This window comes from Hydrotalea sp. AMD (assembly GCF_004100315.1).
Lineage (GTDB): Bacteria > Bacteroidota > Bacteroidia > Chitinophagales > Chitinophagaceae > Hydrotalea > Hydrotalea flava.
This window is the reverse complement of the sequence record NZ_SCKY01000021.1, coordinates 1-25,680: the sequence shown is the minus strand read 5'-3', so window position 1 is coordinate 25,680 and position 25,680 is coordinate 1. Positions and strand designations below refer to the sequence as shown.

The following is a 25,680-nucleotide window of genomic DNA, read 5'->3' as shown; positions in this document are numbered from 1 at the left end:
TTTTTATTGTTCACTCAACAAGCGATTCTCCACAAAATTTTTATCGTTGAGTGTTTGTAAAAAAGCAAGTAATTGTTCTTTTTCTGAACTTGATAATGCTATTCCAATATGCCCGTTGTTTTTTAACATGGGGTCTAGATTAGGTGCGTTTTGAACTTGATTGCTGTAAAAATCCAGAACAGCCTCTAAAGTTAAAAAGCGCCCATCGTGCATATAGGGTGCGGTATAGTATAAATTACGTAAGGTGGGTACTTTAAATTTATATTTATCTGCATCCTGTAGTGTGATATCGTATCTGCCTACATCATCAATATTGTTTGGTGATAACCCGTTATTCCGAAATGAAAAATCGGTAAATAATGGTTCTTTGTGGCATGCAGCACAATTGTTTTTGAATATAGTATAACCTGCATTTTCATCATTTGTAAAGCTGGCTTGATGATGCATTACACTATCATACTTCGATTGATCGCTAACGCACATCACCATAAATTGCGACAATGCTTTTAATAAACGGGATGTATTAATTTCAGGTGTGCCAAATGCTTTCTGAAAAAGGGATGGGTAAACCGGAGATTTTTGCAGCGTAGCCAACAAATTATTCATGGTATTACCCATTTCAACATGGTTGGTAATGGGTGCAATGGGCTGTAGGTCTAAGTCGGCAATACCACCATCCCACATAAAAGATGGGCTCCATGCCAAGTTCATAATAGGTGGTGTATTTCTAACACCCAGGCTGTCAAAAATACCATGGCTTACACTATGCCCATGCTGGGTAAAAGCCGAAGTTTGAATATGACAGAAACTACAGCTTATGGTGTTATTGGCGGAAAGTGATGCATCATAAAATAATTTTCTTCCTAACACAAACCCGTTCTCCGTTATCGGATTAGTTTCAAAATGATATACAGGGGTTGGAAAAATATCCGGTTTGGTGAATCCGGCAAACACTTGTGTACTTTCTTTCTTGCAGGCAATAACGCCTGCAAGAAAGAAAGTTAATATCAATAATTTTAATTTCATACCAGTTAGTTTTCAGTATGGTTGTGTGTAAACATATTTACGTAGTTGTTAGCGATGGTTGCACTAAACGGACTAACCATTACCACTGAATTTTGCGCAATACTTACATTGGGAGTGCCATTAAATACTTTCATTACATCTACCAATAAATGTATGTTAGCTGATTTGGTGGCTTTAATTTTAGCAGTACCTCTGGCTGTTAAATCGAGTGTAATGGTTTTAATGTTATTAAGTGTTGGACTGGTACTGGTATAACCACCGAACAGTCCGATATGATACTGAAAAATATTACCATTTTGAGTAGATGCGGGTGAAGTGCCTTCCATCTTAAAGAAAATATAGCCGCTGTTCCAGCTCCAGTACATACCTGCGGCGGCACCTGCAGGATCTAATATACCGATTCTTTTACTGATGTCCAAGGTATTTCTCAAACTATCTACACCTACCATAAAAGTTAATTTACTGTATTCTCCTTCCGGTACACGCAATACAGGAATGGTTGATGCAGGCTTGCTTTCATCAATTAAAAAGTAGCAACTGTCTTGTGGAATGCTGTAAACACTACCATCTGTTTTGGTTAATGTAAAATTACTCACAAAATATTTTAATAAAGTAACTTTAAAAGCCTCACCACTTGCGTTGGTATAGTTGCCTGTATTTAATTGTAAATCCTGGTTGCCGGCTACATTATCAAACTCAACAGACAATTGTCCGGTTGCAGATGCATTGTATTCAGGTGCAACATTTTTTTTACACGAAACCAGAAAAAATAATGCAATAGAAAGGGAAAAAATAATTGATTTCATAATTATATTAAATTAGTATATTTAACAATCTGTTGTAGGATAGTGATAAAATTTTTTACCCGGGCTATTTTTTCGTGAATAGCGGGTAGTCAGAAACAGAATTGTTCATGTATACAACAGCCTTTCAATATTCAATTGAAAGTGATTGAACAACAATTCTGTTTGAAAACAGTGAACGATCTGTTTGCTTTAGCGCATAGTAATGCACCAATCAATAACTAAAGAAATTGAAATTGTTTTCGGTGAACAATGCAAAAGATAAATGACTAACCGGGAGGATGGAAAATAGAAAGTACAATTTTGGTTGGAAAACCAATACAGATAACGGCTATAAATTGCTGTAGTAAACCGGAATTGTTTTGAGCAATTGTAAAAAAACTATTGTAGTTTAATAAGAAAATTTCATCTCTGTTTTCGGCTTTGCGTTCGGGATTTTTTTGTTCGCTTTTTTCAGCTTTGGTTAATTGCTTCATCATTTGGCATTTGCCGTTACAATGCAGCATGGGTTTGTTTTTATTTTCACAATGAATGGCAAAACGGTTGGTATTTATAAAGTAATCGGCCACAATCAACAATTTGCTGAAAGTTTGCAGTAGAAAAGGAGCGAGAAATAATATAGCAATAGTTTGCTTCAAACAAACAATAATTTGCTGCAAAGTTATTTCAAATTTATTTACAAAACATGATTGTGGTCACAAAGTATTCGCTCTTAATATATGTTGTTTTAACCTGCCCACCCTTCTCTGTCTAAGCTACGATATTGAATAGCTTCGGCTAAGTGTTGCGCTTCAATATGGTTACTGCCTTCCAAGTCGGCAATGGTTCTGGCTACTTTTAAAATTCTATCATAAGCCCGGGCAGAAAGATTTAATTTTTCCATTGCTTTTTTTAGTAATGCTTCACCTGTTGCATTAATTGTACAAAATTCACGTAAGGTTTTGCTACTAATTTGTGCATTGGCATAAATACCGGGTAATGTTTTGTAACGTTCTGCCTGTATGGCTCTGGCTTTGATAACCCGTTCACGTATGGTTGCCGAATTTTCAGAAGTTTGTTGTCGGGTGCTTAACTCACTAAAAGCAACCGGTGTTACTTCAACATGTAAATCAATCCTGTCTAATAAAGGCCCTGAAACTTTATTCAGGTATTTTTGAACAGCACCGGCAGGGCAGGTACATTCTTTTTCGGGGTGATTGTAAAAACCGCAAGGGCAGGGGTTCATAGAAGCAATCAGCATAAAATTAGCAGGGAAGTCAACCGCTAATCTTGCTCGTGAAATGGTAACACGCCTTTCTTCCATAGGCTGACGCATTACTTCTAAAACAGTACGTTTAAATTCGGGCAATTCATCCAGAAATAGCACACCGTTATGTGCCAATGAAATTTCGCCGGGTTGGGGATTACCGCCACCACCCACCAAAGCAGCATCACTAACTGTGTGGTGTGGAGAGCGAAAGGGGCGTTTAGCAATAAGTGAAGCATTTTCAGGTAATTTACCTGCTACGCTATGAATTTTTGTAGTTTCTAATGCTTCCTGTAATGTAAGTGGTGGCAGTATGGTAGGTAACCGTTTAGCCAACATGGTTTTACCGGCACCGGGTGGGCCAATGAGTATGGCATTATGCCCGCCTGCAGCTGCAATTTCGAGTGCCCGTTTTATATTTTCTTGTCCTTTCACATCATTAAAATCAACCTCAAATTCATTTTGGGTTGAAAAAAATTCATCTCGTGTATTTACTACTAACGGTTCTGCCTTGCTGTTTCCTGAAAAAAAGTCAACTACTTCAGAAATATGTTGCACGCCATATACATCCAGATTATTGACCATGGCCGCCTCTCTTGCATTGGCTTTGGGAACGATTAATCCTTTAAAACCATCTTTACGGGCTTGTATGGCAATGGGTAATGCGCCTTTAATGGGTTGTATGGTGCCATCTAAACTTAATTCACCCATCATCACATAATCTTTTAATGTATCTGTATCCGGTAACTGATTACCGGCACCTAAAATGCCTATTGCAATGGGCAAATCGAATGCTGCACCTGTTTTTTTAATATCGGCGGGAGCCATATTGACCACCAAACGGGTGCGCGGCATTTTGTAGTTACTGGTTTTTATGGCACTTTCAATACGTTGTAAACTTTCTTTCACAGCATTATCGGGCAGGCCAACTATAAAATATTTGATATCGCCGCCACTAATATTTACTTCAATGGTAATTGAAATGGCATCTACACCATAAACGGCACTTCCATAGGTTTTTACAAGCATAGTTAACAGGGTATTTGCATTTGCATAGCATTATATTTATGAGACACTGCAAATGTTTGCTTTGTGTTATACGTTAATTTTTCAAAAACTAATATATAACAAAAATTGTGAAGCACTATAATTTATTCAATAAATCTACCACCCCTTCTTTACGCATAATTAAGTAACCCAAGCGGTCGTTACTAATGCCATCTTGTAATTGATAGCTGAAAATAAGCTGATCGTTTTCTATGCTGGTTTGAAAATATTTGAACTGAATATTTGAGTGGGTTTTAAGTTCATGACCAATTTCATATAAATGTGTTGATAAAATAAATAATGCATTATTCATTTTTCTGAGGCCTTCAATTACGCTAATGCTGCATTTTACGGCATCTTGTTGGTTGGTACCTTTAAACAATTCATCTATCAACACCAGCCATTTTCTTCCATCACTTATTTTTTCAATGGTTTTTTTGATGCGATGCACCTCATTAAAAAAATAGCTTTCGCCTTTTGTAATGTTATCGGTTAAGTTAATATTGCTGATTAAACCATCAAACAAACTCAATTCCATTTTTGAAGCAGGCACTGCCATGCCAATATGGGCAAGATATATACAAACACCTACGGCTTTAATAAAAGTGCTTTTGCCACCCATGTTGGCACCGGTTAAAAATAAAAAATTTTGATTGCGTTCTAAAGCAATGGTATATGGCACCGGTGTGTTTAATTGTAAATGGTATAAGGCTTCTGCCCTAATAAAAGGCTCATTGCATTCTTTAAAATCGGGAAAATGAAAGCTAAATTTTTTTGTGGCGATGGCTAAGCTTAAATAAGCATCTAATTTATTATATATTTCAATCAGTTCTTCAATACCGCTTTTGAAATGGTGTTGGATGAAATGCCCATATGTTAGCACTTCAACTTTTGTTAATGGCTTTTCTTTTTTAAACTGTAACATTTTTTGCGCCCATGGTTTGCTTAATTGAATCTGAATGGTTTGCATCCAGGTTGATAGCAATTTGCTATTGCCATTGCCTAGTAAAATGGTAATTTGTTGCAAGCCCTGCAAAAAACTAATGGTGTGTTCAACAGAATATTTGATTAATGAATAATCCCCCTTTTTTAGTGTGGCATAAAGCCATGCAGAAAATGGATCGGGCACGGGTTTAAAACTATCAACCGGTGTTTCAAAATACTTTTCCAGTACCATAATGGTACCATTGGTAATGGTAACCGGCCAGTCCGTTTCAATTTGTAACAATTGCTGTATGGTATTTTGTACATCTTGAATGGCGGCAATGTTGTTGAGTGGTTTCTGTAAAATTTTTTTTAAATATTGCCTTCCGCCGTCTGTGTGTGTAAAGTTGAGTTGTTGCCAGATAGCAATTGTTTCATTATTACCTAAAATAGATAAATCGTGTAAAGTGATATCGTCTACCTGCATACAATCTGTAAGTTATGAATAATCAATTGCTTTTGCTTCAATCTTTACCGGTTTTGTATTACTGTCTGTTAAATTGAAGCCTTTTACCTTTTACAGATGCATCTAGTACACCATTAGCATAAGCCAAATGGCCATTTACAAAAGTTTTTTCTATGTGCATCGGGAAATTGCTTCCTTCAAATGGACTCCAATTGCATTTGTATAAAATATTTTCTTTTGTAACGGTAGTGGGTTGCTGTGGATTAACCACTACCACATCGGCAAAATAACCCTCCCGAAGATAGCCTCGGTCTTTTATTTGAAAACAGTCTGCTACTGCATGGCTCATTTTTTCCACTACTTTTTCTATACTTATTTTTCCATCATGTACATATTGTAACATCAATAACAAACTGTGTTGTACCAGTGGTAATCCTGCATGTGCATGTAAATAATCAGCATTGTTACAAACCAATTTGCCGCTTAACTCATCTCTGGTGTAACCTTTTTCTTCTAAAGTGTGCGGTGCATGGTCGGTAGCAATTACATCTAACCGGTCATCCAACAAGGCTTCCCATAAAGCTTGTTGATTGTGTGGTGCTTTAATGGCCGGATTGCATTTAATTAAATTGCCTAAAAGGCTATAATCATTTGCTGTAAAATGTAAATGATGCACACATACTTCTGCAGTAATTTTTTTTTCTTTCAATGGAATTAAATTGGTAAATAACTGTAATTCTTTTGCAGTAGAAATATGTAATATATGTAACCTGCTGCCATGTTTTTGTGCATATTGTATGGCTTTCAGGGACGATTCAAAACAAACTTCATCATTACGGATAATGGGGTGGTCGGCAGCAGTAAGGGTTTTTTGTTGTTGTAAATCATGCAGGTTTTTTTGAATCATTTTTTCTTCTTCGCAATGGGTAGCAATCAAGACTTCACTGCCACTAAAAATTTTTTCTAACGCCAACGGATTATCTACCAATAAATTACCGGTTGAAGAGCCCATAAATATTTTAATACCGCAGATGTCATTTTTCCTTTTATTGGTTTTCATTACTTCTTCATAATTGTTATTAGAGGTACCCATGAAGAAGGAATAATTTGCCAAAGCATGTTGTTGGGCCAATTGGTATTTTTCTTCTAATAATTCCTGTGTTAATGCCGGGGGAATGGTGTTGGGCATTTCCATAAAACTGGTAACGCCACCGGCAACTGCAGCCATTGATTCTGTGTTGATGCCAGCTTTGTATGTTAATCCCGGTTCTCTGAAATGCACCTGGTCGTCAATACATCCGGGTAATACATATCTGCCTTCTGCATTCATTTCTTTTACGGCGCCTTTCGTGTCTATTTGGGGCGCTATTTTTTCTATACGGCCATCCTTTAGTAATAAATCGGCATAATATTTTCTGCCTTCATTAATAATATAGCCGTTTTTAATAAGGTATGTGTGCATGTTCCATTACTTTTGTTCAAATTAATTCAGCAAGATTATGAAATGTTTGCGTTATGTAACCCTGCTCCTGTTGCTTATTTCCTTTGGTACTGTGTTTGCACAGTCTGATTATGTGGAATTAGGCAGCCGCCAGTATGATTTATTAACCCGTTTAGAGTTAAAGTTACGCACTGATTCTGTATTAAATTTTTCTTCCGTAAAACCTTTTGAACGTAAAACAATTACCGACAGGTTGTATTATATTCAGGCATTGGCTGCTGCCGGAAAAATTCATTTGTCAAAGGTAGATAAATATAATTTGAATATTGTTTTAAAAGACAATTTCGATTGGAGACCGGGAATGGGCGATACCACTATTCCGCTCAAAAATCTATTCACATCTTCTATACGAAAAAATCCGGCCTATATTGGTGTAAAGCGTGGCGATTTTTCCGCCTATATTTCTCCGTTATTAGATTTGGAATTAGGACATGATAATAATCTGAATCATCCTTTATTCATGAATCGGCGTGGTTTTTATTTACGGGGAACACTTTCAAAAGGTATTGGCTATTATTCTTATTTTACCACCAATCAGGAGCGTGATCCTTTTTATGTGCAACAATATGCGCAAAAATACCAGGCCGTTCCGGGTGCGGGGTATTATAAAAATTACCAAACCGATGGTTTTGATTATTTTGATGCAAGAGGTGGTATTATGTTTAAGGCCGGAAAAAAAATCGATTTCCAGTTTGCCTATGATAAGGTATTTATAGGCAATGGTATTCGCAGTCTTATTTTAAGCGATGGCAGTAATGATATGCTGTTCTTAAAAATTAATACACGCTTTTGGAAATTTCAGTACTATAATTTGTTTGCACAGTTGGTATCCAGCTACCAACGTGGTCCGGATTATTTAAGGCCACAGAAATATATGACGATGCATTATTTAGATTTTCAGGCCACCAAATGGTTGAATATTGGTTTGTTTGAAGATGTGATGTTTGGCCGTTCTTCCGGTTTTGATTTGAATTATTTGAATCCCATAATTTTTTATCGCTCGGTTGAACAGCAGTTGGGCAGCCCCGATAAAGTAACGCTGGGTGGAAATATTAAAGCCAATGTTTTTAAAAACACACAGTTGTATAGCCAGATTATTATCAATGAATTTGTAATGAAAGAAGTATTGCATTACAAAAATGGATACTACGCTAACAAACAGGCATTGCAATTAGGCTTTAAATCAATTGATGTATTTGGGGTAAAGAATTTAGATGTGCAGGGCGAAGTAAATTTAATCAGACCATTTGTATACTCGCATTATGATTCGGTAGGTTCATTTACCCATTACAATCAACCCCTGGCACATCCATTGGGTGCTAATTTGCGGGAATTTTTGGGTGTTATTAAATACCAGCCCGTTAATCGTTTACAATTAACGGCAAAAGCCATGTACATAGAGCAGGGGTTAGATTCTGCCGGATATAATTTTGGTGCCAATCCGTTCGAGTTTTATACTTCTAACCGCATCAGCGATTATGGTTTTCATATCGGCAGTGGGTTATTGGCCAAAACAGCCATGGTTTCAACTACTGTTACGTATGAATTAATTCCTAATTTATTTTTTGATGTAACAGGAACCATTCGAAAGTACAAAGTGGTAAATCAGCCTGATTTTACTTCCAATATTATTATGCTGGGTATGCGGTGGAATATGGGTAGAAGAACGTTTGATTTTTAAAGTGCAATTTTTAATCTTCGAAGTGAATAGAAAAAATAATCATGCGTGATTGTAATTGCTGAAAAACACTGGCATACTTTAAATTAGGATCAGGTATCAGCAAATTGGTGAGTCCGTAACTGAATTTAATTTCGGGCGATATGGTTACAAACGGCAGGAAGAAGTTAAAACCAAGCCCGCCTTCCAACCCAAAATCATTTTTTCGCAGTTTAATAATATTGGGCACATTGCGCAGAGCCGAGTTGCTCGATAAATCGGTATCGAATTTTACGCCAAATAGCAAGTAGGTTCTAAAATTATCAATTCTGTCGGAGTTGAATTTAAAATGAACAGGCATACTTACAATGGTAGTAGGCAGGGTTTGTTTTTGTTCTTTCGATTCGCCGGGTGCAGTGCTGCCCAAAGTGTAGGTAAAGTAACGGGAGCCACCCAGCATGAGCGTTGGGTTAAATCGAATTTGAAAATGATCATTCAATCGTCCGGTAGCCAATAAGCCCAGCGATATACCTCCGGTTGAGCCTTGTTCAGCTGTTAATACACTATCATTAGCCAGGAAGTGGTTAGACTTTAACTGGTGTAAATATGATGAATTATAACCCAGCGTTAATCCAAAATAATAGGGCATATCATCGTGGTAAGGGCGATAAATTTCTCTTTGCGCCGAAGCCTGCAATACACAAAAAACGGGCAGAAAATATACAATTATTTTGAACCGCAATAAATAGTGCATATACCTAAACTAAGTGGTTTTAAATACGTTTGGGTAAATCCTGCTTCATGCATAATTGTTAAAAATAATTTACCTTCCGGGAAGGCTTGAACACTATTGTTCAGGTATTGATAGGCTTTTTTGTTTTTAGAAAATAATTGTGCAAATCCAGGTGCTAAAGTACTAAGGTAAAAATTATAAATGATTTGAAAGGGTTTAAAACGCGGTTTTGAAAATTCTAATATTACCAATTTGCCACCGGGCTTTAAAACCCGATGCATTTCCTGCAGGCCTTTTAATAAGTTTTCAAAATTGCGTACCCCAAATGAAACGGTAATGGCATCAAAACTATTGTCTTCAAATTCAATATTTTCACTATCCCCTTTCTGCAATATAATTTTTTGTGAGAGGCCCAATTTTTCAATTTTTTGTTTGCCTAAATCTAACATCCGCTCACTAATATCTATACCAATAATTTTTTCAGGATGCAGACCTGCATAGGTCATTAAAGCTACATCGGCAGTACCGGTAGCCACATCTAATATTATTTTGGGTTGAATGGTTTTTAACTGTTGAATGGCTTTTTTGCGCCATATTATATCGATACCACCACTTAAAAACCGGTTCAAAAAATCATATTTCGCAGCAATACTATTAAACATTTCAGCTACCTGCTCTTTTTTATGCAGATCGCTATTTTCATCAGGAACAATTGTATCGTGTGCAAATTGCGTTGGCATAGTGTGCGAAGATATTCATTTATTCATCCACTCGTTTTTAAAATGCTGGTTTCATTTTAATAAATAGCATGATTTTTTGTTTGATGCATGACTATTAATGGTTAAATTTCATGCGCATTACCGGTTACCCGATAAAATATTCCCAAAAACAGTACAATATGATCCCCAAATGCACGGCAGTTTGTACTTTCACAAATAAAAATAACCCATGCAGACACCAGAGGCTATTCAGGAAATGAATACACAGATTGAATTACATGCACGTTTTATTGACCGCATTAAAGCCGAACTCTCTAAAATAATCGTAGGGCAGCAATATATGATAGATCGCCTGTTGATTGGTTTACTCAGCAATGGCCATGTGCTGTTAGAAGGTGTTCCCGGATTGGCCAAAACCCTCACCATTAAATCGCTGGCTCAGGCGGTGAATGGCCGTTTTAGCCGCATACAATTTACCCCTGATTTATTGCCGGCCGATGTAATTGGAACCATGATTTATAACCAGTCTAAAAATGAATTTCTGGTACGAAAAGGCCCGGTGTTTGCCAACTTTATATTGGCCGATGAAATTAACCGTGCCCCTGCAAAAGTGCAAAGCGCTTTATTAGAAGCTATGCAGGAAAAACAAGTAACCATTGGCGAAACTACTTATCCGCTACCCGAACCATTTTTGGTATTGGCTACGCAAAACCCATTAGAGCAGGAGGGAACTTATACGTTGCCCGAGGCACAGGTAGATCGGTTTATGCTGAAAGTAGTAGTGGGTTATCCTGATAAACAGGAAGAACAACTTATTATACGCCAACAGGTACAAGGTATAGAAATACAACAGGTACAGCCGGTTGTTGATATCAGCGAAATTATGGTTGCGAGAAATTTGGTGCGGCAGGTTTATATGGATGAAAAAATTGAAAATTATATATTGGATTTGGTTTTTGCCACCCGTTATCCCGACCAATATGGATTGGCTAAACTAAAGCAAATGATTGGTTATGGCGGATCGCCACGTGCCAGTATTAACTTAGCCCTTGCAGCAAAAGCCGTTGCCTTTTTACACAAACGCAGTTACGTTATACCCGATGATGTAAAAGCTATAGCAAAAGATGTTTTGCGCCATCGTATCGGTTTAACTTACGAAGCAGAGGCAGAAAACAGTACCACTGAATCAATAATAGATGCATTACTGGCTACCATTCAGGTACCTTAAATGATTGCAATTGTTGAAACTTATTTCCGGCACCTGAACACATAGAATATGGAAGCTTCCGAATTATTAAAAAAAGTACGTGAATTAGAAATTAAAAGCAAAAGGCTTACCAACCATTTGTTTACCGGCGAGTATCACTCTGCTTTTAAAGGGCGTGGAATGGTTTTTAAAGAAGTAAAAGAATACCATGCCGGAGATGATATTCGGTTTATTGACTGGAATGTAAGCGCCCGTATGAACGATACTTTTACAAAAGTATTTGAAGAAGAAAGAGAATTGGAAGTGTTTATTCTGGTAGATGCCAGCGCCAGTAACCTGATGGGTACCCGGCAACAAACCAAGAAGGAGCTAATTACAGAAATAGCCGCCGTACTGGCTTTTAGTGCATTGAACAATAATGATAAAGCCGGATTGTTGTTTTTTACCGATCGGGTAGAAAAGTATATACCTTCTAAAAAAGGACGTCAACATGCTTTGTATATGGTACGCGAACTGGTATCGTTACAACCCGGCCATCAACAAACCAATATTGTAAAAGCCTTACAATATTTAAATAATATAACACGGCATAAAAGCATTGTTTTTTTATTAAGTGATTTTGCCGATGAAGGTTATGAAGAAGCACTGCGGATAGCTGCTAAAAAGCACGATGTAATTGGCATTCAGGTGTATGATCTGTTAGATGTACAAATGCCCAATATGGGCCTGGTGGTGGTAGAAGATCCGGAAACTGGTGAACAATTATGGTTGGATACTTCCAATAAAAAAATACGTCAACAATATGCAGCCCAATTTGCCAAAATCCAGCAGGACGCTAAAAAAGTATTTAGAACAGCAGGTGCTGATTTGATGCAAATTGCTACCGGGCAGGATTATGTTAAAACCTTACAACAATTTTTTATTCAACGGGCATGAGGATACATCAATTCATACATCAATGCCATGCCGTTAGCAATGGTTTACGTAGATATTTTCTTAAAAAATATTGTTTATTTTTTTTGTTTATTCTGCCGGTATTTGCAATTGCGCAACAAGCCGGTGTTCAGCTCAATCCTGATAAAATATTAATCGGTAATCAGGCAAAACTTACTTTGCAGGTAGAAAATGTACAACAAAATAGCAGTGGTATTCAGCAATGGTTTCAGTTACCCGATACTTTTGCGCATATACAGGTAGTAAACCGTTCAGCTATTGATACCTTTACCGTTAATGGCAATACTATTCTTACCCAACATATTATCCTCACTTCTTTTGATTCGGGTAGCTGGAAAATACCGGTATTAACTGTGGTGTTTCAGAACAAACAAACTTTCGCCATTAAAAATACGCCTGTACTTACTGTATTACCTGCCGATGTTTCGGGCATGAAAGATTATAACGGGTTTACCGATATTATTGAAGTGCCGCAACCTGCTAAACCTTTTCCCTGGTGGATCTTAGTTTCAGCTGTATTGTCAATACTGTTGATTGTACTGTTAATTAAACGGATAAGGTTGGCGAAACGACGCAATCCCCTTCCCGTTATACCACCACAAAGTAATGATCAAGTATTGGATGCTATCAAAAAGTTGCGGGAAAAATATCCTTATTCTATTGGTGAACATCAGGCATTTTTTACTGAATTAATTGCTTTATGTCGTGTTTTTTCAGATGCTCAATTGCGGCAGGATACCCATAGTTTTACAACCGATGAATACATGGTAGCCGTAAAAAATAAAATAGGGGCAGAACCGGTGCAAACAGATTATTTTCAATTGCTGCGTTTGTCAGATGCCGTGAAGTTTGCCCGCTATATTCCCACAGAACAAGAAGTTGAAAATGCCTTTGTAATTGCAACAGATATGGTAAAAACAATGTATAAATATTCATTTCAACCCAAATAGTAATGCTCTCTGCCTGGCTACATCATACTGAATTTGCTTATCCCTGGGTGTTACCTTTTTTACTGGTAGTGCCTTATTTGGTGTATTGGTATATAAAAACTTATCGTCAACAAATTCCTGCGGTTCGTATTACAACTACGCATTTTTTAAGGGGTACTGCCGGAATGAAATCTAAACTAAAGCATTTGCCCTTTGTGTTGCGCATGCTGGCGCTTTGTGCTGTTGTAATTGCATTGGCCCGCCCTCGTGAGCAGTTTACCCGGCAGCAGATTGATGGAAAAGGTATTGATATTATACTTTGTATTGACATTAGTGGCAGCATGACGGAGCAGGACTTTGTGCCCAACCGGTTAGAAGCTGCTAAAAAGGTAGCCACATCTTTTGTAGATAGCAGGCCCGGCGATGAAATTGGCGTGGTAATTTTCAGCAGTCAGAGTTTTACGTTATGTCCGTTAACGGTAGATCATGCCACTGTGTTGAATCAAATTAATAATATTCAGAATGGATATTTGCAGGAAGAGGGTACTGCCATTGGCTCAGGCTTAGCCACCAGTGTAGACCGTTTACGAAACAGTACCAATAAAAGTAAAGTGATTATTTTATTAACAGATGGGGTTGATTTTGGCGGGCAAATACCACCCGATGTGGCATTGAATATGGCCAAATTATATGGTATTAAAGTGTACACTATTGGCGTGGGAAGTAATGCCAATAGAATAGATGATAACCATCATCCACTGAGCAACGACAACTCAATTCCGTTAGACTTTAATGAAGGATTATTAAAACAACTAGCTGCCGAAACCGGTGGACAATATTATCACGCTACCAATAATGCTGCCTTACAAAATATTTATAAAAGTATTGATGGGTTAGAAAAAAGCAATATTACCGTTACTACCTATAAGCGTTATACCGAGCAATTTCAGTGGTTTGTATTAGCTGCATTGGTATTGGTGGTGTTAGAGGTATTGTTGCGATTAACACTACTACGTAAATTTCCATAATGCATTGCCAGCCTTAAAATGTATATCGAATAGCAGCAGTAACTTGCCTGGGACGCATGAACATACCTGATTGTACCGTATAGTAAGCATTAATATTGGTGCTAACCAAATAGTTGTTGTTGAATAGATTGCGTACACCCAATTCAATATCTGTTTTGTTTGAGGTGTCCAAACTATCTTGTTTTTTCACATGTGAAGAGTGCCTAATTTTAATAATTGGTATTATTGTATTTCTCCTCTTTTCCCTTTAATCCATACATCCACTCTAATAAGCACTTTCTAATCTATTCTTTTAGCGTCCACACATTCACGTCAAAAAATTTCTTAATTGTCTTTATCTTACAGTCTTTCTTTGTTTAATTGTGTTTTGGTTCTAACTTCATTTACATCTAAATTTCTGCCATAATATTTTGCAATCATAGCTAAACAAGCTGGTCTGCAATCCATTTGATTGAGTTGGTGAATGAATGGGAAAGATGATTTTTTCACTTAAAATAATTATTCAATTCTGCAATTAGCTTACCACCGGAAGAAGGGCGTTCTGCCTTTAAATTTAGAATTTGACCATTTTCGTCGACGATGATATAGCGAGGAATTTCAAATGAATTTTTACCGTATATCTTCTCTTGTAGATTATCTATTAAATTTTTGTTTGCAATTAAATGAGTACCATCTAAGGAATATTTTTTGGCTGTTTTTACCCAGTTATTATAATTTGAATAATTGTCAATGGAAATAAACAGTTTATTTATTTTCAATTTAAATAATGTTGAATCTATAAATTGGTAGCTATTGAGTTCTTGTATGCAAGGTGCGCACCAGGTAGCCCAAATGTCAATATATAATCGCTTTCCTTTGTTTAGTGCTATTAAATCATTAATTGAGTTAATTTTTTTAGAGGTGTCTATAAATTTTATATTTGGATTGCTATCAATACCGGCTTGTGTGTTGTTAAAACTGTATTTGTTTTGAAGGATTTTTAAATAATAATTATTAGGTGCCAGATGATTAAAGATAGCTAAGTCGCTTTTAGTAACACTTTCGGGGAATAAAATAATTGCTGCAATCATATAATTCCCAATTAAATTGGTTTTAATATTATCAGTAGCATATAGCGTAGGAACAAAAGTGTTACTAAAAATATAAGTATTATTGTTTATTTTAAATGTAGAGTCTTTAATATCATTATCTGTTTGTAATTTATTTACATTCATGTATTTTAAACATAAATAGCTTGAAACGTAAAATGTTCCAAGCACACATTTTGATACTGCTATATTAAATGGTTTTTGCAATTCTTCTGCCATTTGTAAAATATTTGCTTTGCTTATATCTGCACTAATAAAGTGAATTTCTTTAATTCTTTTTCTTATAAATGGCTTTAGGAATTCGTCCATTAATATTGCTTTGAATTGAATGCCAATGGCGTTTCTAAAGCTTTCCGTTATTTTGTTTTCGTGGTATAGCGAATCATAAGGATGGGTGTAAGTGTTGATGATGATAATTAAGTTTTTCTTTAAATCAGGAAGATTCAAATTTTTTTGTTCAAATAAATTAAATATAGGGGTGAATTTAGAAATAGGGTAGGGATAATTGAATTGATGATTGAATAACAAAATTCCTTTTGCATTGCTGCCTGTTAAATGTATCCAATTGGTATTTACAGGGGGTGTATCACCCAAAACAGTTGCATTAAAATACAAGGAGTCATTAGGCTGGGCATAGATAAAAAAAGGGACACCATCAAATGTTATTTTAAAAAAAGTAGAAGTTTTTACGGTAATAGGTATAACTAATTCTTTGTTTGAGGATACATTGATACTTTTAGTAGCAAGGCAATGATTGTAAAATGTACCTTCATAAGGTTCAAAAACATTTAACTGCACATCATGGTCTGATGTTATAATACTTTTTAATAGAAATTTGTAAGCTTCCCCAAAAGTTGTCCATTTGAAGTTAGAGTTAACAAAAAAGCTAGTTAACTTTAAATTTTGAACCAAATGAAAAAAGGAAGATTTACTGAAGCGCAGATAGTATCTGCTATTAGAAAACAGGAATCAGGGATTGCTGTTAAAGACATTGCCCGGGAAATGGGTATAAGTGAAGCGACATTTTACAACTGGAAAGCGAAGTATGGCGGCATGGAGGTAAGTGAGGTTGTAAAGATGAAGCAGATGGAAGCAGAGCTCAGTGATTACAAAAAGATTGTAGCAGAACTGAGTCTTGAGAATCGAGCTATGAAAAACCTGATTGCAAAAAAGTTTTAACGCCTGAAGCGAAACGGGAAGCTGTTCATCATTTGCTAGAAGAAGAACAGTTAAGTAACGGTAAGGCGTGTGAGCTGATAGGTATATCCCGCAGCACCTACCAGTATCAATCAAAGCCCAAGGACGATGGAGCAATTCAGGATGCACTGATGGCACTTACTACAAAGCATGTTGCCATTGGGTTTTGGCAATGTTGTTATCGTCTTTGGAATAAAGGACACAAGTGGAATCATAAAAGAATCTACAGGGTTTATACCGATATGAAGTTGAATATCCGTCGCATGGCTAAAAAGCGGCTACCTGAAAGGATAAAACAACCATTAACGCTTCCGTCAGCACCTAATCAGGTATGGTGCATCGACTTTATGAGTGACACACTAGTAGATGGAAGAAGATTCCGACTGTTTAATGTTATGGATGATTTTAATCGGGAATCATTGGCTATTGAAGTGGATACTTAGTTACCATCACTAAGAGTAATCCGTGTGCTGGAAAAACTGAATGTACAAAGAGGTAAACCTGCCAATATCCGATGTGATAACGGACCTGAATTTATTAGCCATAAGCTGCAAGAATGGTGTAGTGATCAACGCAGACAAATAACAATTCAATTTATTGAACCGGGGAAACCCACACAAATTGCATACATCGAAAGAAAAAATGGAAGCATGAGGAGAAGAGAAGTATTAAATCCATACCTGTTTTATCGCTTATTGGAAGTAAGAGAGCAAATAGAGCAATGGAGGATTGATTACAATACAGACAGACCACACAAATCTCTAGGATACTCATCTCCCATAAAATTTGCTGAAGAAAATTACAAAAGATAAAGTGTAGATATATCCCTTTATCCAAAAAAGGCGAACGCAAATCATTCATTAATTGAAGAGAGCCGTTTAGTGGATAAAGTGATTGAAAAACAAAAGATCAGTACCTTAGAAATCTCTAATTAACAATGGCATTAAAAAAAGGGGAGCTTACACAATTACAACAGACTAAAATAACAAAGTGAAATTACTTATCTTTTATCTTTTGTTTTTATTTTGGAGAATAATGAATTTTTAATTGTGGAAAGAAAATTTTTTTTGTCAATTTGTGTTACTAAATTACCTAATAAAAAAGGTTTTAATGTTACTCTGAATGATAAATTATTTTTTGATTGTTCATTTTGTAATTTAAAGAATATTATTTTTTTATTTTGAAAGGAAATAATTGTGTCTATTTCTGTCTGGATAGTTCCATAAATATTTGAAGGGTATTTTTCAAAATTAATATTAATTGGTTGGTGTTGGTATATGTGTGAAGTATATTCTGAATCTATCTGCAAAGCAAATACTTCTTCAGAGTTATATGGCTTTTTAGTTTGTATTAGTTGAAATGGTATAGTTATTTTTTGCGGTATAGTTATATTATCAAGTAAATAAAATCCTGCTATTAAAATTATTCCAATAAAAGTATTTCCCCACATTATTAATAAGTGAGGAGATTTTTGAAATACTTCCTGCACTTCATTACTTCTTAATTCAAACTTATTTGATATCATGGTTTTATTTTTTAATTGCCTAGCTCTAATTGATTTTTTACCAATTCAAAATATTTACCTTTGATTCTTACAAGTTTTTCATGATTCCCAACTTCCACAATTTTACCCTTTTCTAAAACTATTATTTGATCAGCATTTTTTACTGTACTTAAGCGATGTGCAATAATTAAAACAGTCTTCCCTTTAAAAAAATCATTTAGGTTATCCATTATTTGTCTTTCGTTATTGGCATCCAAATTACTCGTAGCTTCATCAAAAAAAAGATAATTAGGATTTTTATATACAGAACGAGCAATTAATATTCTTTGTTTTTGCCCACCACTTAAAATTACTCCTGAACTTCCAATTTTGGTTGTATAACCTAGTGGAAGTTCATTAATAAACTCTTGCAAATTGGTTATTCTAATAGCATTTTCCATTGCGTTATAATCTAATTCTTTTCCATCTAATGCAATGTTTTTTGTTATTGTATCATAAAAAATAAAGCCTTCTTGCATTACTATTCCACATTGTTTTCGCCAAAATTTTGGTGATAATGATTGTAAGTTATCATTACCAATTAATATGTTACCCTTGACTGGTTGATAAAAATTTAATAATAATTTTAATAATGTTGTTTTTCCACTACCACTTGTGCCAACTATTGCTGTAATTTTACCTTTGGGAATAGTTAAATTAATATCTTTTAAAACAAATGGAGAGTTAGGTCCCTCATATTGAAAGGATAGATCTTGAAGTTTAATATCTTGATGTAATATATTAGTTATTTGTTGTTGGAATTTATTTGTTTTGTTATTTTCTTCATCGGTTTTATTATGAATTTCTTGCAATCTGTCCATGCTTAAATGTGCATCTTGTGCTGATTTTATGAAACTTACTAATTGTTCTAATGGACTATTAGTTTGTCCAATTATGTAGGAAATACTTAACAATACACCAATTGTCATATTTCCTTTTATAGCTTCGGTTGCTGCAATATATGAAATAATAATATTTTTCAAATGAGAAAAAAAAATAAATCCCGATTGCTGGTATTGCTCTAAAGCAAGACTCTTAATATTCAATTTAAAATATTTTACTTGTAATTGCTCCCACTCCCATCGCTTGGAAGTTTCACTACCATACAATTTTATTTCCTGCATACCAGTTATCATTTCAAATAACTTGTCTTGATTCTCTTTATTTCTAGCAAATCGTTTATAGTCTAATTGTTTACGTTTTTTTTGGAATAAAAAAATCCAAGTTATAGCTAATATACTAAAAACTATAAATACAAAGAGTATTTTAATGTTGTAAAATGATAATACAAGTGAAAAAATGACAATGTTAATTATTGAAAACAATGTGCTAAGTGTCGAGTTTGTCAAAAAATTTTCAATACGATGATGGTCACTAATGCGTTGAGAAATGTCCCCTATTGCTTTTGTATCAAAATATTTAATTGGTAGTTTTAATAGTTTAATTAAAAAATCGGAAATGATATTGAGGGTTACTCTTGCATTGATGTGTAACAAAAGCCAACTTCGTATAATTTCAATAATAGTATTACCTGTAAATAAAAATAGTTGTGATAATAAAATTAAATATAGAATTGATAAGTTTTTATCTGTAACACCAATGTCAATTAAAACTTGTGTAAGAAATGGAAATGTTAGTGAAATCAGGCTGGTGATGAACATTCCAATTAATAGTTGAACAATATATTTTTTGTAAGGTTTAAGGTAGCGAAATAAAAAAGTATAACCTTTATTCTTTTCCTTTACTTCATTTTTTTTTAAAAATTCAGGTGTTGGTTCTAATAATAATGATGTTCCCTTTTCATCAACCGTACTAATCCATGATTTAAAGAAAGTATCTTTGTCTATAGATATTAACCCATATGCAGGATCAGCAATCCTAAAATTCAATTTGCTTGAATTAAATAATTTTCTTTTTATCTGGTAGAGTACTACAAAATGATCTTGATTCCAATGTAAAATACAAGGTAATGGACTATTTTCTGTTAAATTTTTTAAAGTTAAATTAACCATAAGTGTACGAAAGCCTAATTTCTCTGCTGCATCATTTATGCTAAGTAAACTTACACCTTCACGACTTAAAAAGCATTCTTGCCTTAAATATTCTAAAGAATATGCTTTACCATAAAATTGTGTAATCATTTTTAGACATGCGGGGCCGCAATCCATTTTGTCATACTGAGGTTGAAATGGGAAATGAAAATAATTTCTAACTTTCAAGGTTATTTAGTTTTTCATTAAAAGCTAACAAGGATGATAATGTTAAAATAGATTGGGAGTTGTTCTGAATGAGTATTTTGAATTTATTTTCGTAATTTTCTTTATTTTTATCTATGGTATATAAGAGTAAATATTTTATTGATAATGGAATAAAATCAAGGTTAATTTTAAATCCCTTTTCGTATTTAGTTTCTTTAGTATAGCTTTTCCAATTATTACAAAGCAAAGATAATGTATATGTAAAATTATTATATCCTGAAGATTTTCTTTTAATCTCTGACATATTTATTTTTTCCAATAATATTTCAAAAAATACATCAAAATTAAATGAATGTTTATTGATACAATTAATTAGTAATATTATTATTGAATCCACGTAGTAACTTACAATTTCATACCAATAAGCATAATTTTCATTAATAAATTTATTGAATGAAATTTTAATTAAATTATTTTTTTCCCCATTAGTTAAATATAATATCATTTGACTAGAAATATCAATAACATCATAGATTCTTTCTAGCTTTATTAAAATTTTTATTTTATTAAAATTTTGCTCAAGAATTGCTAATAATGCATCTTTTAGATTAAAATTATTATCAATTAATTCATATCCTTTATTAATTGCTATATCAATATAATAGAATGCCATTTCATAATTCTTGAATTTATACTCTTTGTAAGCAATGACTGGATAATATACAAGGTCCATACCGATTTTACTAATACTATTTAAATTATTTATGTCATTTGAAATTTTATTTAAAAAGTGATTAGCCGTTTCAAAATTATTTTCTCTATAATTTTCTAAAGTTTTTTGGTAATAATTAAACAAGTAAATCATTAATATCCTTTCTTTACTTGTAGAGTATTTATCGTTAAATTCCAAAACGCTAAAGAATATATGTTTTCTTTCAAATGCTCTAATTTTAGACACATTTGTTAATATATCTGTTTCTTTAATATTCATATTAATCTTATTTTTAATAAATTATAAACTAGAAATAATTTCCTGACACTTTTCATGTTTTAATATATATTCTAAAACAACTCTATCTTTAATATTTGTTTTGAAAGAGGGACATGCGACTTCATTGTTATACCAAATTTTAGGACACCCTCCACCACATACAGGAAATAAATTGCATGTCGGACAAAATGAGATACCTTTTTCTATATCAGTATTCCAATTTCTAGTTATTGCATTATTGTTAAAAGATTCTTCAGGAAACATTATATTGCCTATTTTATAGTTATCATTTTCATATTTTGGAGTATATGGAAATTCGTAGCAAGGATAAATATTTCCATCAGCGTCAAAAACCTCTGATTCTTTATCTACAACTTGGCAAACTATTGGATTTAAGGATGGAAGAACTGTTTTATATTTAAATCCTTTTTTTATTGCATGAAGTATCCAATCTATTTCTAAGTTTCCGAAATCTTTTGGAGAGTAACTATTCTTGGCTGCATTATTGCCGCCCCAATTTACTACAGGGCTAAATTCAAAAGCTACACCTTTTTCATGAAATCCATATTGAGCAAGTAAATCAATTAACCTAGTAACATTGTCACCATTAGTCTTATCAATATTAATACGGATTAGAATTCCGCAATCACTATCATCATACTCCTTGCTATTAATCACTGCTTTGATATTATCAAAAATAATATCAAATGTTTTTTCACCCTGTTTTGTAATACGTCGCTTATCATGTGTCTCAGCTAAGCCATCTAACGTAATTTGAAAAAGTTTAATTTGACAATCCTTAACCAATTTTTTGAAAATTGGGAGTTTTAGGCTAAGTCCATTTGTAATTATACTTGCAAAATATGTTTTGTTATTTCTTTCAGCATAATCTATTAAATCTTTACTTATCTCCATAATTTTTGCAAAACCCATTAGAGGCTCACCGCCATACCATTCCACAGTAAGTCCTGTGATGTGCTTAGCAGATACTTTTTTAATAATTCTTTCAACAACTTTATTTTTTATTAAATCGTTCATAGTTTTCTTTGAGTGTACTTGACCGCAATAGTTACATCCTAACTGACAATTTCCTGTTGGTTGTATGGTAAAAGCTACTAATCTCTTGTCTTTAATAGCCAATCTGTTTCTCTGTAATACTTCTTTAAATTCGTCTTCATTATTATCTACTATTGCCTCATTTAAAATTAATGGCATAATATCATCATTAGAGATGTTTGTAAAATCATTATTTAACAAATGTGAATAGACTTTGTCAGAAATTTTTAATAAAGAGCCAGTTCTAGTTGTATAAATTAATCTATTGTTTTTTTCATCGATTATATCTGAAAAAATAACATAATGTGATAGTTTAAAATTCATTTTTAAAAATTTAATGATTAATAAAATTGTGGGGTTAAAAAATTAACCCCACAAGTGGGCAAGCTAAAATTTGCCACATGACGTAAACATTGGACAAGAAAAACCACCTTTATTGCATCCTGATGGTGCAGCTACTCCGCCCTTTACTTTGTTAGCATCGTCCTTACTCAAAAATGAAACACCTTTCTCATTTTTTGGTATTCCAGCTTGATGTTCATTTAATTTTTTGAGAGCACTTTCCAAATTTGAATTCTTCATTTTAAAAAATTTAGTTTTAAAAAATTACCAAAGTTTAATGTTATTAGGTATTTGTTGAACATGATATGAATTTTAATGCTTCATACTCGCATTTTCCGGAAAATTTTAATTTATTCTTTTGGTTTCTTCTGAATTGTTTATTTGTCTATAATTTTTCTTTATTTTCTGGTTACCAAATTTGTATAATATAGAAATATTTATTTGTTGATTATCATAGTAGTTATTGTTCTGTTGTTTTATATTGTTAAAAAGACTATAATAAATTGGTTTGTTTGATTTTAAAATATCATTTCCACTTATTGTAACCTGTAGTTTCTTTTTATGGACTAAAAATTTAATAGCGGCATCAATGTTATAATAGCCAGATGATTTATCTAGTCCATCTATATATGGAAATTGGTACCAAAAATTTAATTCCCCTAGTATTGTTCTAACTTTATTGAATACGATTTGATTATCTGATGAGACATACCCCCCCCAACCTTTAATTATCGGCTTAGTTTCGGGTAGGCTGGACTTTGAAACGGAATAAAATATTTGAAACTGATTATTAGTTTCAAGCCAATTTATTTTATTAATAAACACTGATGAACTTAATTGATAGGTATAAGTTTTTAAAAAATTAAGATACTTTGTAATTTGTAGATTTGTATTATTTTGTACAATTGTTATTTGGTCAAATCTGTTATTTTCATTGCTCACAGAAAGAGCTGTTGTTAAAAAATTATTATAAGTATGTGATATTTCAAAATTATTATTAAATGATGGTTGCAAAAAAGGATTTCCCTCTGAATATGAGTAACTATTAGTATACCATTTGAATGGATTTAATTTATAGTAGCTGGGTCTGTTTATTCTTTTGCCATAACTTAAAGAAAATGAATTCATATCATTTAAATTGTATGTTATATAGGCTGTTGGAAAAAATTTAAAATATGAATTTTTTGTAGTCTGATTATTGTTTTGTGAAATTCCTGTTGTGCCTGTATTTTCAGACCGTAAACCCACTTGAAAGTCAAATTTCTTTATTGTTTTACTAAAATTAGCAAAAATTGCCTGTGTATTTTCATTATATATAAAATTATTTGAATTAGAATTGTCAAATGCATATCTATTATTGATCCGTTGATAAAATGAAACATCACTTTTGTTATTAATAAAAGATAATTTTCCACCAACTGAAATTTTATATGCTTTAAATGGAAGATCTGCAACAATATTTAAAGTATATAAATTTATATTTTGTTTGCTGCCCGACAAATATTGAGTTAATGTATTTGGCATTAGTTCCCCATTTGCATTATAATTTTCATTGGTAAATTTTCTTTCATTGTTATCCTGATAAAAGTACCAATCTCCATCAATCGTTATTTTTTTTCCAACACTATCTATTTTATTTTCAAAATGAATATTTACTGATTGATAGTTAATATTTCTAGTTGAATTGGCATTTGTATTTATTGATGAATCAATGGTATTGAATAAATTATATATTGGTGTACTTATTGCTTCTTTCATGTTAGGGGAAAGAGCGCCAAATGAATAATTAAATCCTGCTGCAGTTTTAGCATTGGGTTGATAATCATAACCGATTGTGCCTGTAATATATCTGTTGTAGTCTCTTCGATTATTGGTTTTCTTCCATGTTTGGGTTGGATAAAAAATTATGTTTTTCTCTATTGGTGCGGTTGATCCGTTACCTGCATTGAATAAAGTGTACAGTTTATTTTTTTCCTTATTATAATTTAAATTCACTCCACCTAACAGCGTATTATAAGTAGATTGTGCATCACCTAATTGTACAGAGCAGTTATATCCGAGTTGTGTATTTTTTTTTGTTATAATATTGATTAAGCCACTATTTCCTTCTGCATCATATTTTGCTGGAGGATTTGTAATAACTTCTATTGTAGAAATATCATTTGCTGAAGTGGATTTTAAATAGTTTATTAAATCGTCTCCTGTCAGTTGAGATAGTCGTCCATTAAACATAATCGCTAACTTACTTTTGCCAACTAATGAAATTGTATTGTTAATAACACGAACTCCCGGCGCTTTACTTATTGCTTCTAAAGCATTTGAGCCAATTGCAGTTAAACTATTTTCTACATTAAATATTATTCTGTCAACTTTTCTTTGTATAAGCGGCTTTTTTCCTGATACCGCTATTTCTTTAAGCTCTTTTGATTTAAGAAATAGCATAACATTTATTATAGTGTCGTTTAACATATTAAAAGCTGTTTCTTTATTTTCATAATTTATATGTGAAACCGATAATTTATAATGTCCAATTTTAAGTCTTGTGAAACGATAAACACCATTACTGTCTGTTATTGTGTTTTCAAGATTAATAGTATCTTTTAATAATGAAACAGTAACAAATTCTATCGGTGTATTATTAGCAGTTACAATTTTTCCTTTCAGGCTTTGTCCAAATACATTGTTTAAATTGAATAATACAAATACAATTATAAAACATATTATAATAAAAATATATTGATATTTGGAAGGATTATGGTTTAATTTTTTGAAGCAGAACCAAATTATATTTATAAAACACTCCATCTGTAATTTTTTATTATAATTATCGCAGTTTTAATAGTATTTAATATTATTCTCCCAAATTATTTCTTCATAGGATTAGGTAGAATAAGCGCAAAGGGATTTTAGATAATTGTAAGGATGTGGAATTTGATTCATCAATCTTTCCACTACATCATTAAATAGCCACTTACGCATATTCCTTTTATTAAATCGATATTCATATTCATCACTATAAGCAAAC

General features: G+C 33.3%; 22 protein-coding genes and 1 pseudogene. 6 read left to right on the top strand and 17 right to left on the bottom strand.

Annotated elements, in window-relative coordinates; all coding sequences use genetic code 11:
• Positions 1-3 precede the first annotated feature (3 nt).
• From EO766_RS14160 to EO766_RS14135, 6 genes are all read right to left on the bottom strand, one after another.
• Positions 4-1,026 (bottom strand): cytochrome-c peroxidase, encoded by a 1,023-nt coding sequence (locus EO766_RS14160; protein ID WP_074418278.1) that lies wholly within the window; start codon positions 1,024-1,026, stop codon positions 4-6.
• A 5-nt stretch (positions 1,027-1,031) separates the two neighbouring features.
• On the bottom strand, positions 1,032-1,832 hold the full coding sequence (locus EO766_RS14155; RefSeq protein WP_074420819.1) for an MbnP family protein: 801 nt from the start codon (positions 1,830-1,832) through the stop codon (positions 1,032-1,034).
• 266 nt (positions 1,833-2,098) lie between these two features.
• Positions 2,099-2,467, bottom strand: a complete 369-nt coding sequence (locus EO766_RS14150; RefSeq protein WP_141676786.1) for a hypothetical protein — start codon at positions 2,465-2,467, stop codon at positions 2,099-2,101.
• 89 nt (positions 2,468-2,556) lie between these two features.
• Positions 2,557-4,104, bottom strand: a complete 1,548-nt coding sequence (locus tag EO766_RS14145) for a YifB family Mg chelatase-like AAA ATPase (protein WP_074418281.1) — start codon at positions 4,102-4,104, stop codon at positions 2,557-2,559.
• A 115-nt stretch (positions 4,105-4,219) separates the two neighbouring features.
• Positions 4,220-5,533: a MutS-related protein gene (locus EO766_RS14140; RefSeq protein ID WP_074420818.1), complete on the bottom strand. Its 1,314-nt coding sequence runs from the start codon at positions 5,531-5,533 to the stop codon at positions 4,220-4,222.
• Positions 5,534-5,591: 58 nt separating this feature from the next.
• Entirely contained in the window at positions 5,592-6,974 is a 1,383-nt protein-coding gene (locus EO766_RS14135) for a dihydroorotase (protein ID WP_074420817.1), read from the bottom strand.
• 37 nt (positions 6,975-7,011) lie between these two features.
• Between EO766_RS14135 and EO766_RS14130 the strand changes: the two genes are divergently transcribed.
• A complete protein-coding gene (locus EO766_RS14130) occupies positions 7,012-8,694 on the top strand; it encodes a hypothetical protein (protein WP_074420816.1) in 1,683 nt (560 codons plus the stop codon).
• 10 nt (positions 8,695-8,704) lie between these two features.
• On the opposite strand, the gene porT is transcribed toward EO766_RS14130, so the two are convergent.
• Both porT and ubiE read right to left on the bottom strand, forming a co-directional pair.
• Entirely contained in the window at positions 8,705-9,424 is a 720-nt protein-coding gene (gene porT / locus EO766_RS14125) for a type IX secretion/gliding motility protein PorT/SprT (protein ID WP_081299018.1), read from the bottom strand.
• Positions 9,397-10,143, bottom strand: a complete 747-nt coding sequence (gene ubiE / locus EO766_RS14120) for a bifunctional demethylmenaquinone methyltransferase/2-methoxy-6-polyprenyl-1,4-benzoquinol methylase UbiE (RefSeq protein WP_074420815.1) — start codon at positions 10,141-10,143, stop codon at positions 9,397-9,399. The genes porT and ubiE overlap by 28 nt, the downstream gene beginning before the upstream one ends.
• 208 nt (positions 10,144-10,351) lie before the next feature.
• On the opposite strand from ubiE, the gene EO766_RS14115 reads away from it, so the two are divergent.
• The 4 genes from EO766_RS14115 (at position 10,352) to EO766_RS14100 (ending at position 14,240) form a co-directional block, all read left to right on the top strand.
• Complete coding sequence (locus EO766_RS14115; RefSeq protein ID WP_074420814.1) at positions 10,352-11,350, top strand: AAA family ATPase; 999 nt, start codon at positions 10,352-10,354, stop codon at positions 11,348-11,350.
• Between the two features lie 48 nt (positions 11,351-11,398).
• The gene (locus tag EO766_RS14110) at positions 11,399-12,265 is read left to right on the top strand and encodes a DUF58 domain-containing protein (protein WP_074420813.1); all 867 of its coding nucleotides are present in this window, start codon (positions 11,399-11,401) and stop codon (positions 12,263-12,265) included.
• Between the two features lie 83 nt (positions 12,266-12,348).
• Positions 12,349-13,233 carry a hypothetical protein gene (locus EO766_RS14105; protein ID WP_143439233.1) on the top strand — a complete coding sequence of 295 codons (885 nt, stop codon included), beginning with the start codon at positions 12,349-12,351 and terminating at the stop codon, positions 13,231-13,233.
• A 2-nt stretch (positions 13,234-13,235) separates the two neighbouring features.
• Positions 13,236-14,240 carry a vWA domain-containing protein gene (locus EO766_RS14100; protein ID WP_074420811.1) on the top strand — a complete coding sequence of 335 codons (1,005 nt, stop codon included), beginning with the start codon at positions 13,236-13,238 and terminating at the stop codon, positions 14,238-14,240.
• 13 nt (positions 14,241-14,253) lie between these two features.
• Here the strand turns inward: EO766_RS14100 and EO766_RS14095 are convergent, their stop codons facing one another.
• From EO766_RS14095 to EO766_RS14085, 3 genes are all read right to left on the bottom strand, one after another.
• Complete coding sequence (locus tag EO766_RS14095; RefSeq protein ID WP_179855919.1) at positions 14,254-14,412, bottom strand: hypothetical protein; 159 nt, start codon at positions 14,410-14,412, stop codon at positions 14,254-14,256.
• A 167-nt stretch (positions 14,413-14,579) separates the two neighbouring features.
• Positions 14,580-14,729, bottom strand: a complete 150-nt coding sequence (locus EO766_RS14090) for a cysteine peptidase family C39 domain-containing protein (protein ID WP_081301367.1) — start codon at positions 14,727-14,729, stop codon at positions 14,580-14,582.
• Positions 14,726-16,126, bottom strand: coding sequence for a TlpA family protein disulfide reductase (locus EO766_RS14085; RefSeq protein WP_287101422.1), 1,401 nt, complete (start codon positions 16,124-16,126; stop codon positions 14,726-14,728). Before EO766_RS14085 ends, EO766_RS14090 begins: the two co-directional genes overlap by 4 nt.
• A gap of 114 nt (positions 16,127-16,240) precedes the next feature.
• On the opposite strand from EO766_RS14085, the pseudogene EO766_RS14080 reads away from it, so the two are divergent.
• Positions 16,241-17,337, top strand: a pseudogene (locus EO766_RS14080) (IS3 family transposase).
• 188 nt (positions 17,338-17,525) lie between these two features.
• Here EO766_RS14080 and EO766_RS14075 read toward each other — a convergent pair.
• The 6 genes from EO766_RS14075 to EO766_RS14050 all read right to left on the bottom strand — a co-directional run bounded on the left by EO766_RS14075 (position 17,526) and on the right by EO766_RS14050 (position 25,460).
• The gene (locus EO766_RS14075; protein WP_143439231.1) at positions 17,526-18,050 is read right to left on the bottom strand and encodes a hypothetical protein; all 525 of its coding nucleotides are present in this window, start codon (positions 18,048-18,050) and stop codon (positions 17,526-17,528) included.
• An 11-nt stretch (positions 18,051-18,061) separates the two neighbouring features.
• Positions 18,062-20,287 carry a peptidase domain-containing ABC transporter gene (locus EO766_RS14070; RefSeq protein WP_228733265.1) on the bottom strand — a complete coding sequence of 742 codons (2,226 nt, stop codon included), beginning with the start codon at positions 20,285-20,287 and terminating at the stop codon, positions 18,062-18,064.
• The gene (locus tag EO766_RS14065; RefSeq protein WP_074417464.1) at positions 20,277-21,257 is read right to left on the bottom strand and encodes a hypothetical protein; all 981 of its coding nucleotides are present in this window, start codon (positions 21,255-21,257) and stop codon (positions 20,277-20,279) included. The genes EO766_RS14070 and EO766_RS14065 overlap by 11 nt, the downstream gene beginning before the upstream one ends.
• 21 nt (positions 21,258-21,278) lie before the next feature.
• Complete coding sequence (locus EO766_RS14060) at positions 21,279-22,637, bottom strand: radical SAM/SPASM domain-containing protein (RefSeq protein WP_074417463.1); 1,359 nt, start codon at positions 22,635-22,637, stop codon at positions 21,279-21,281.
• Positions 22,638-22,700: 63 nt separating this feature from the next.
• Entirely contained in the window at positions 22,701-22,895 is a 195-nt protein-coding gene (locus EO766_RS14055) for a hypothetical protein (RefSeq protein ID WP_074417462.1), read from the bottom strand.
• Positions 22,896-23,000: 105 nt separating this feature from the next.
• Positions 23,001-25,460 (bottom strand): outer membrane beta-barrel family protein, encoded by a 2,460-nt coding sequence (locus EO766_RS14050; protein ID WP_074417461.1) that lies wholly within the window; start codon positions 25,458-25,460, stop codon positions 23,001-23,003.
• Between the last annotated feature and the right edge of the window lie 220 nt (positions 25,461-25,680).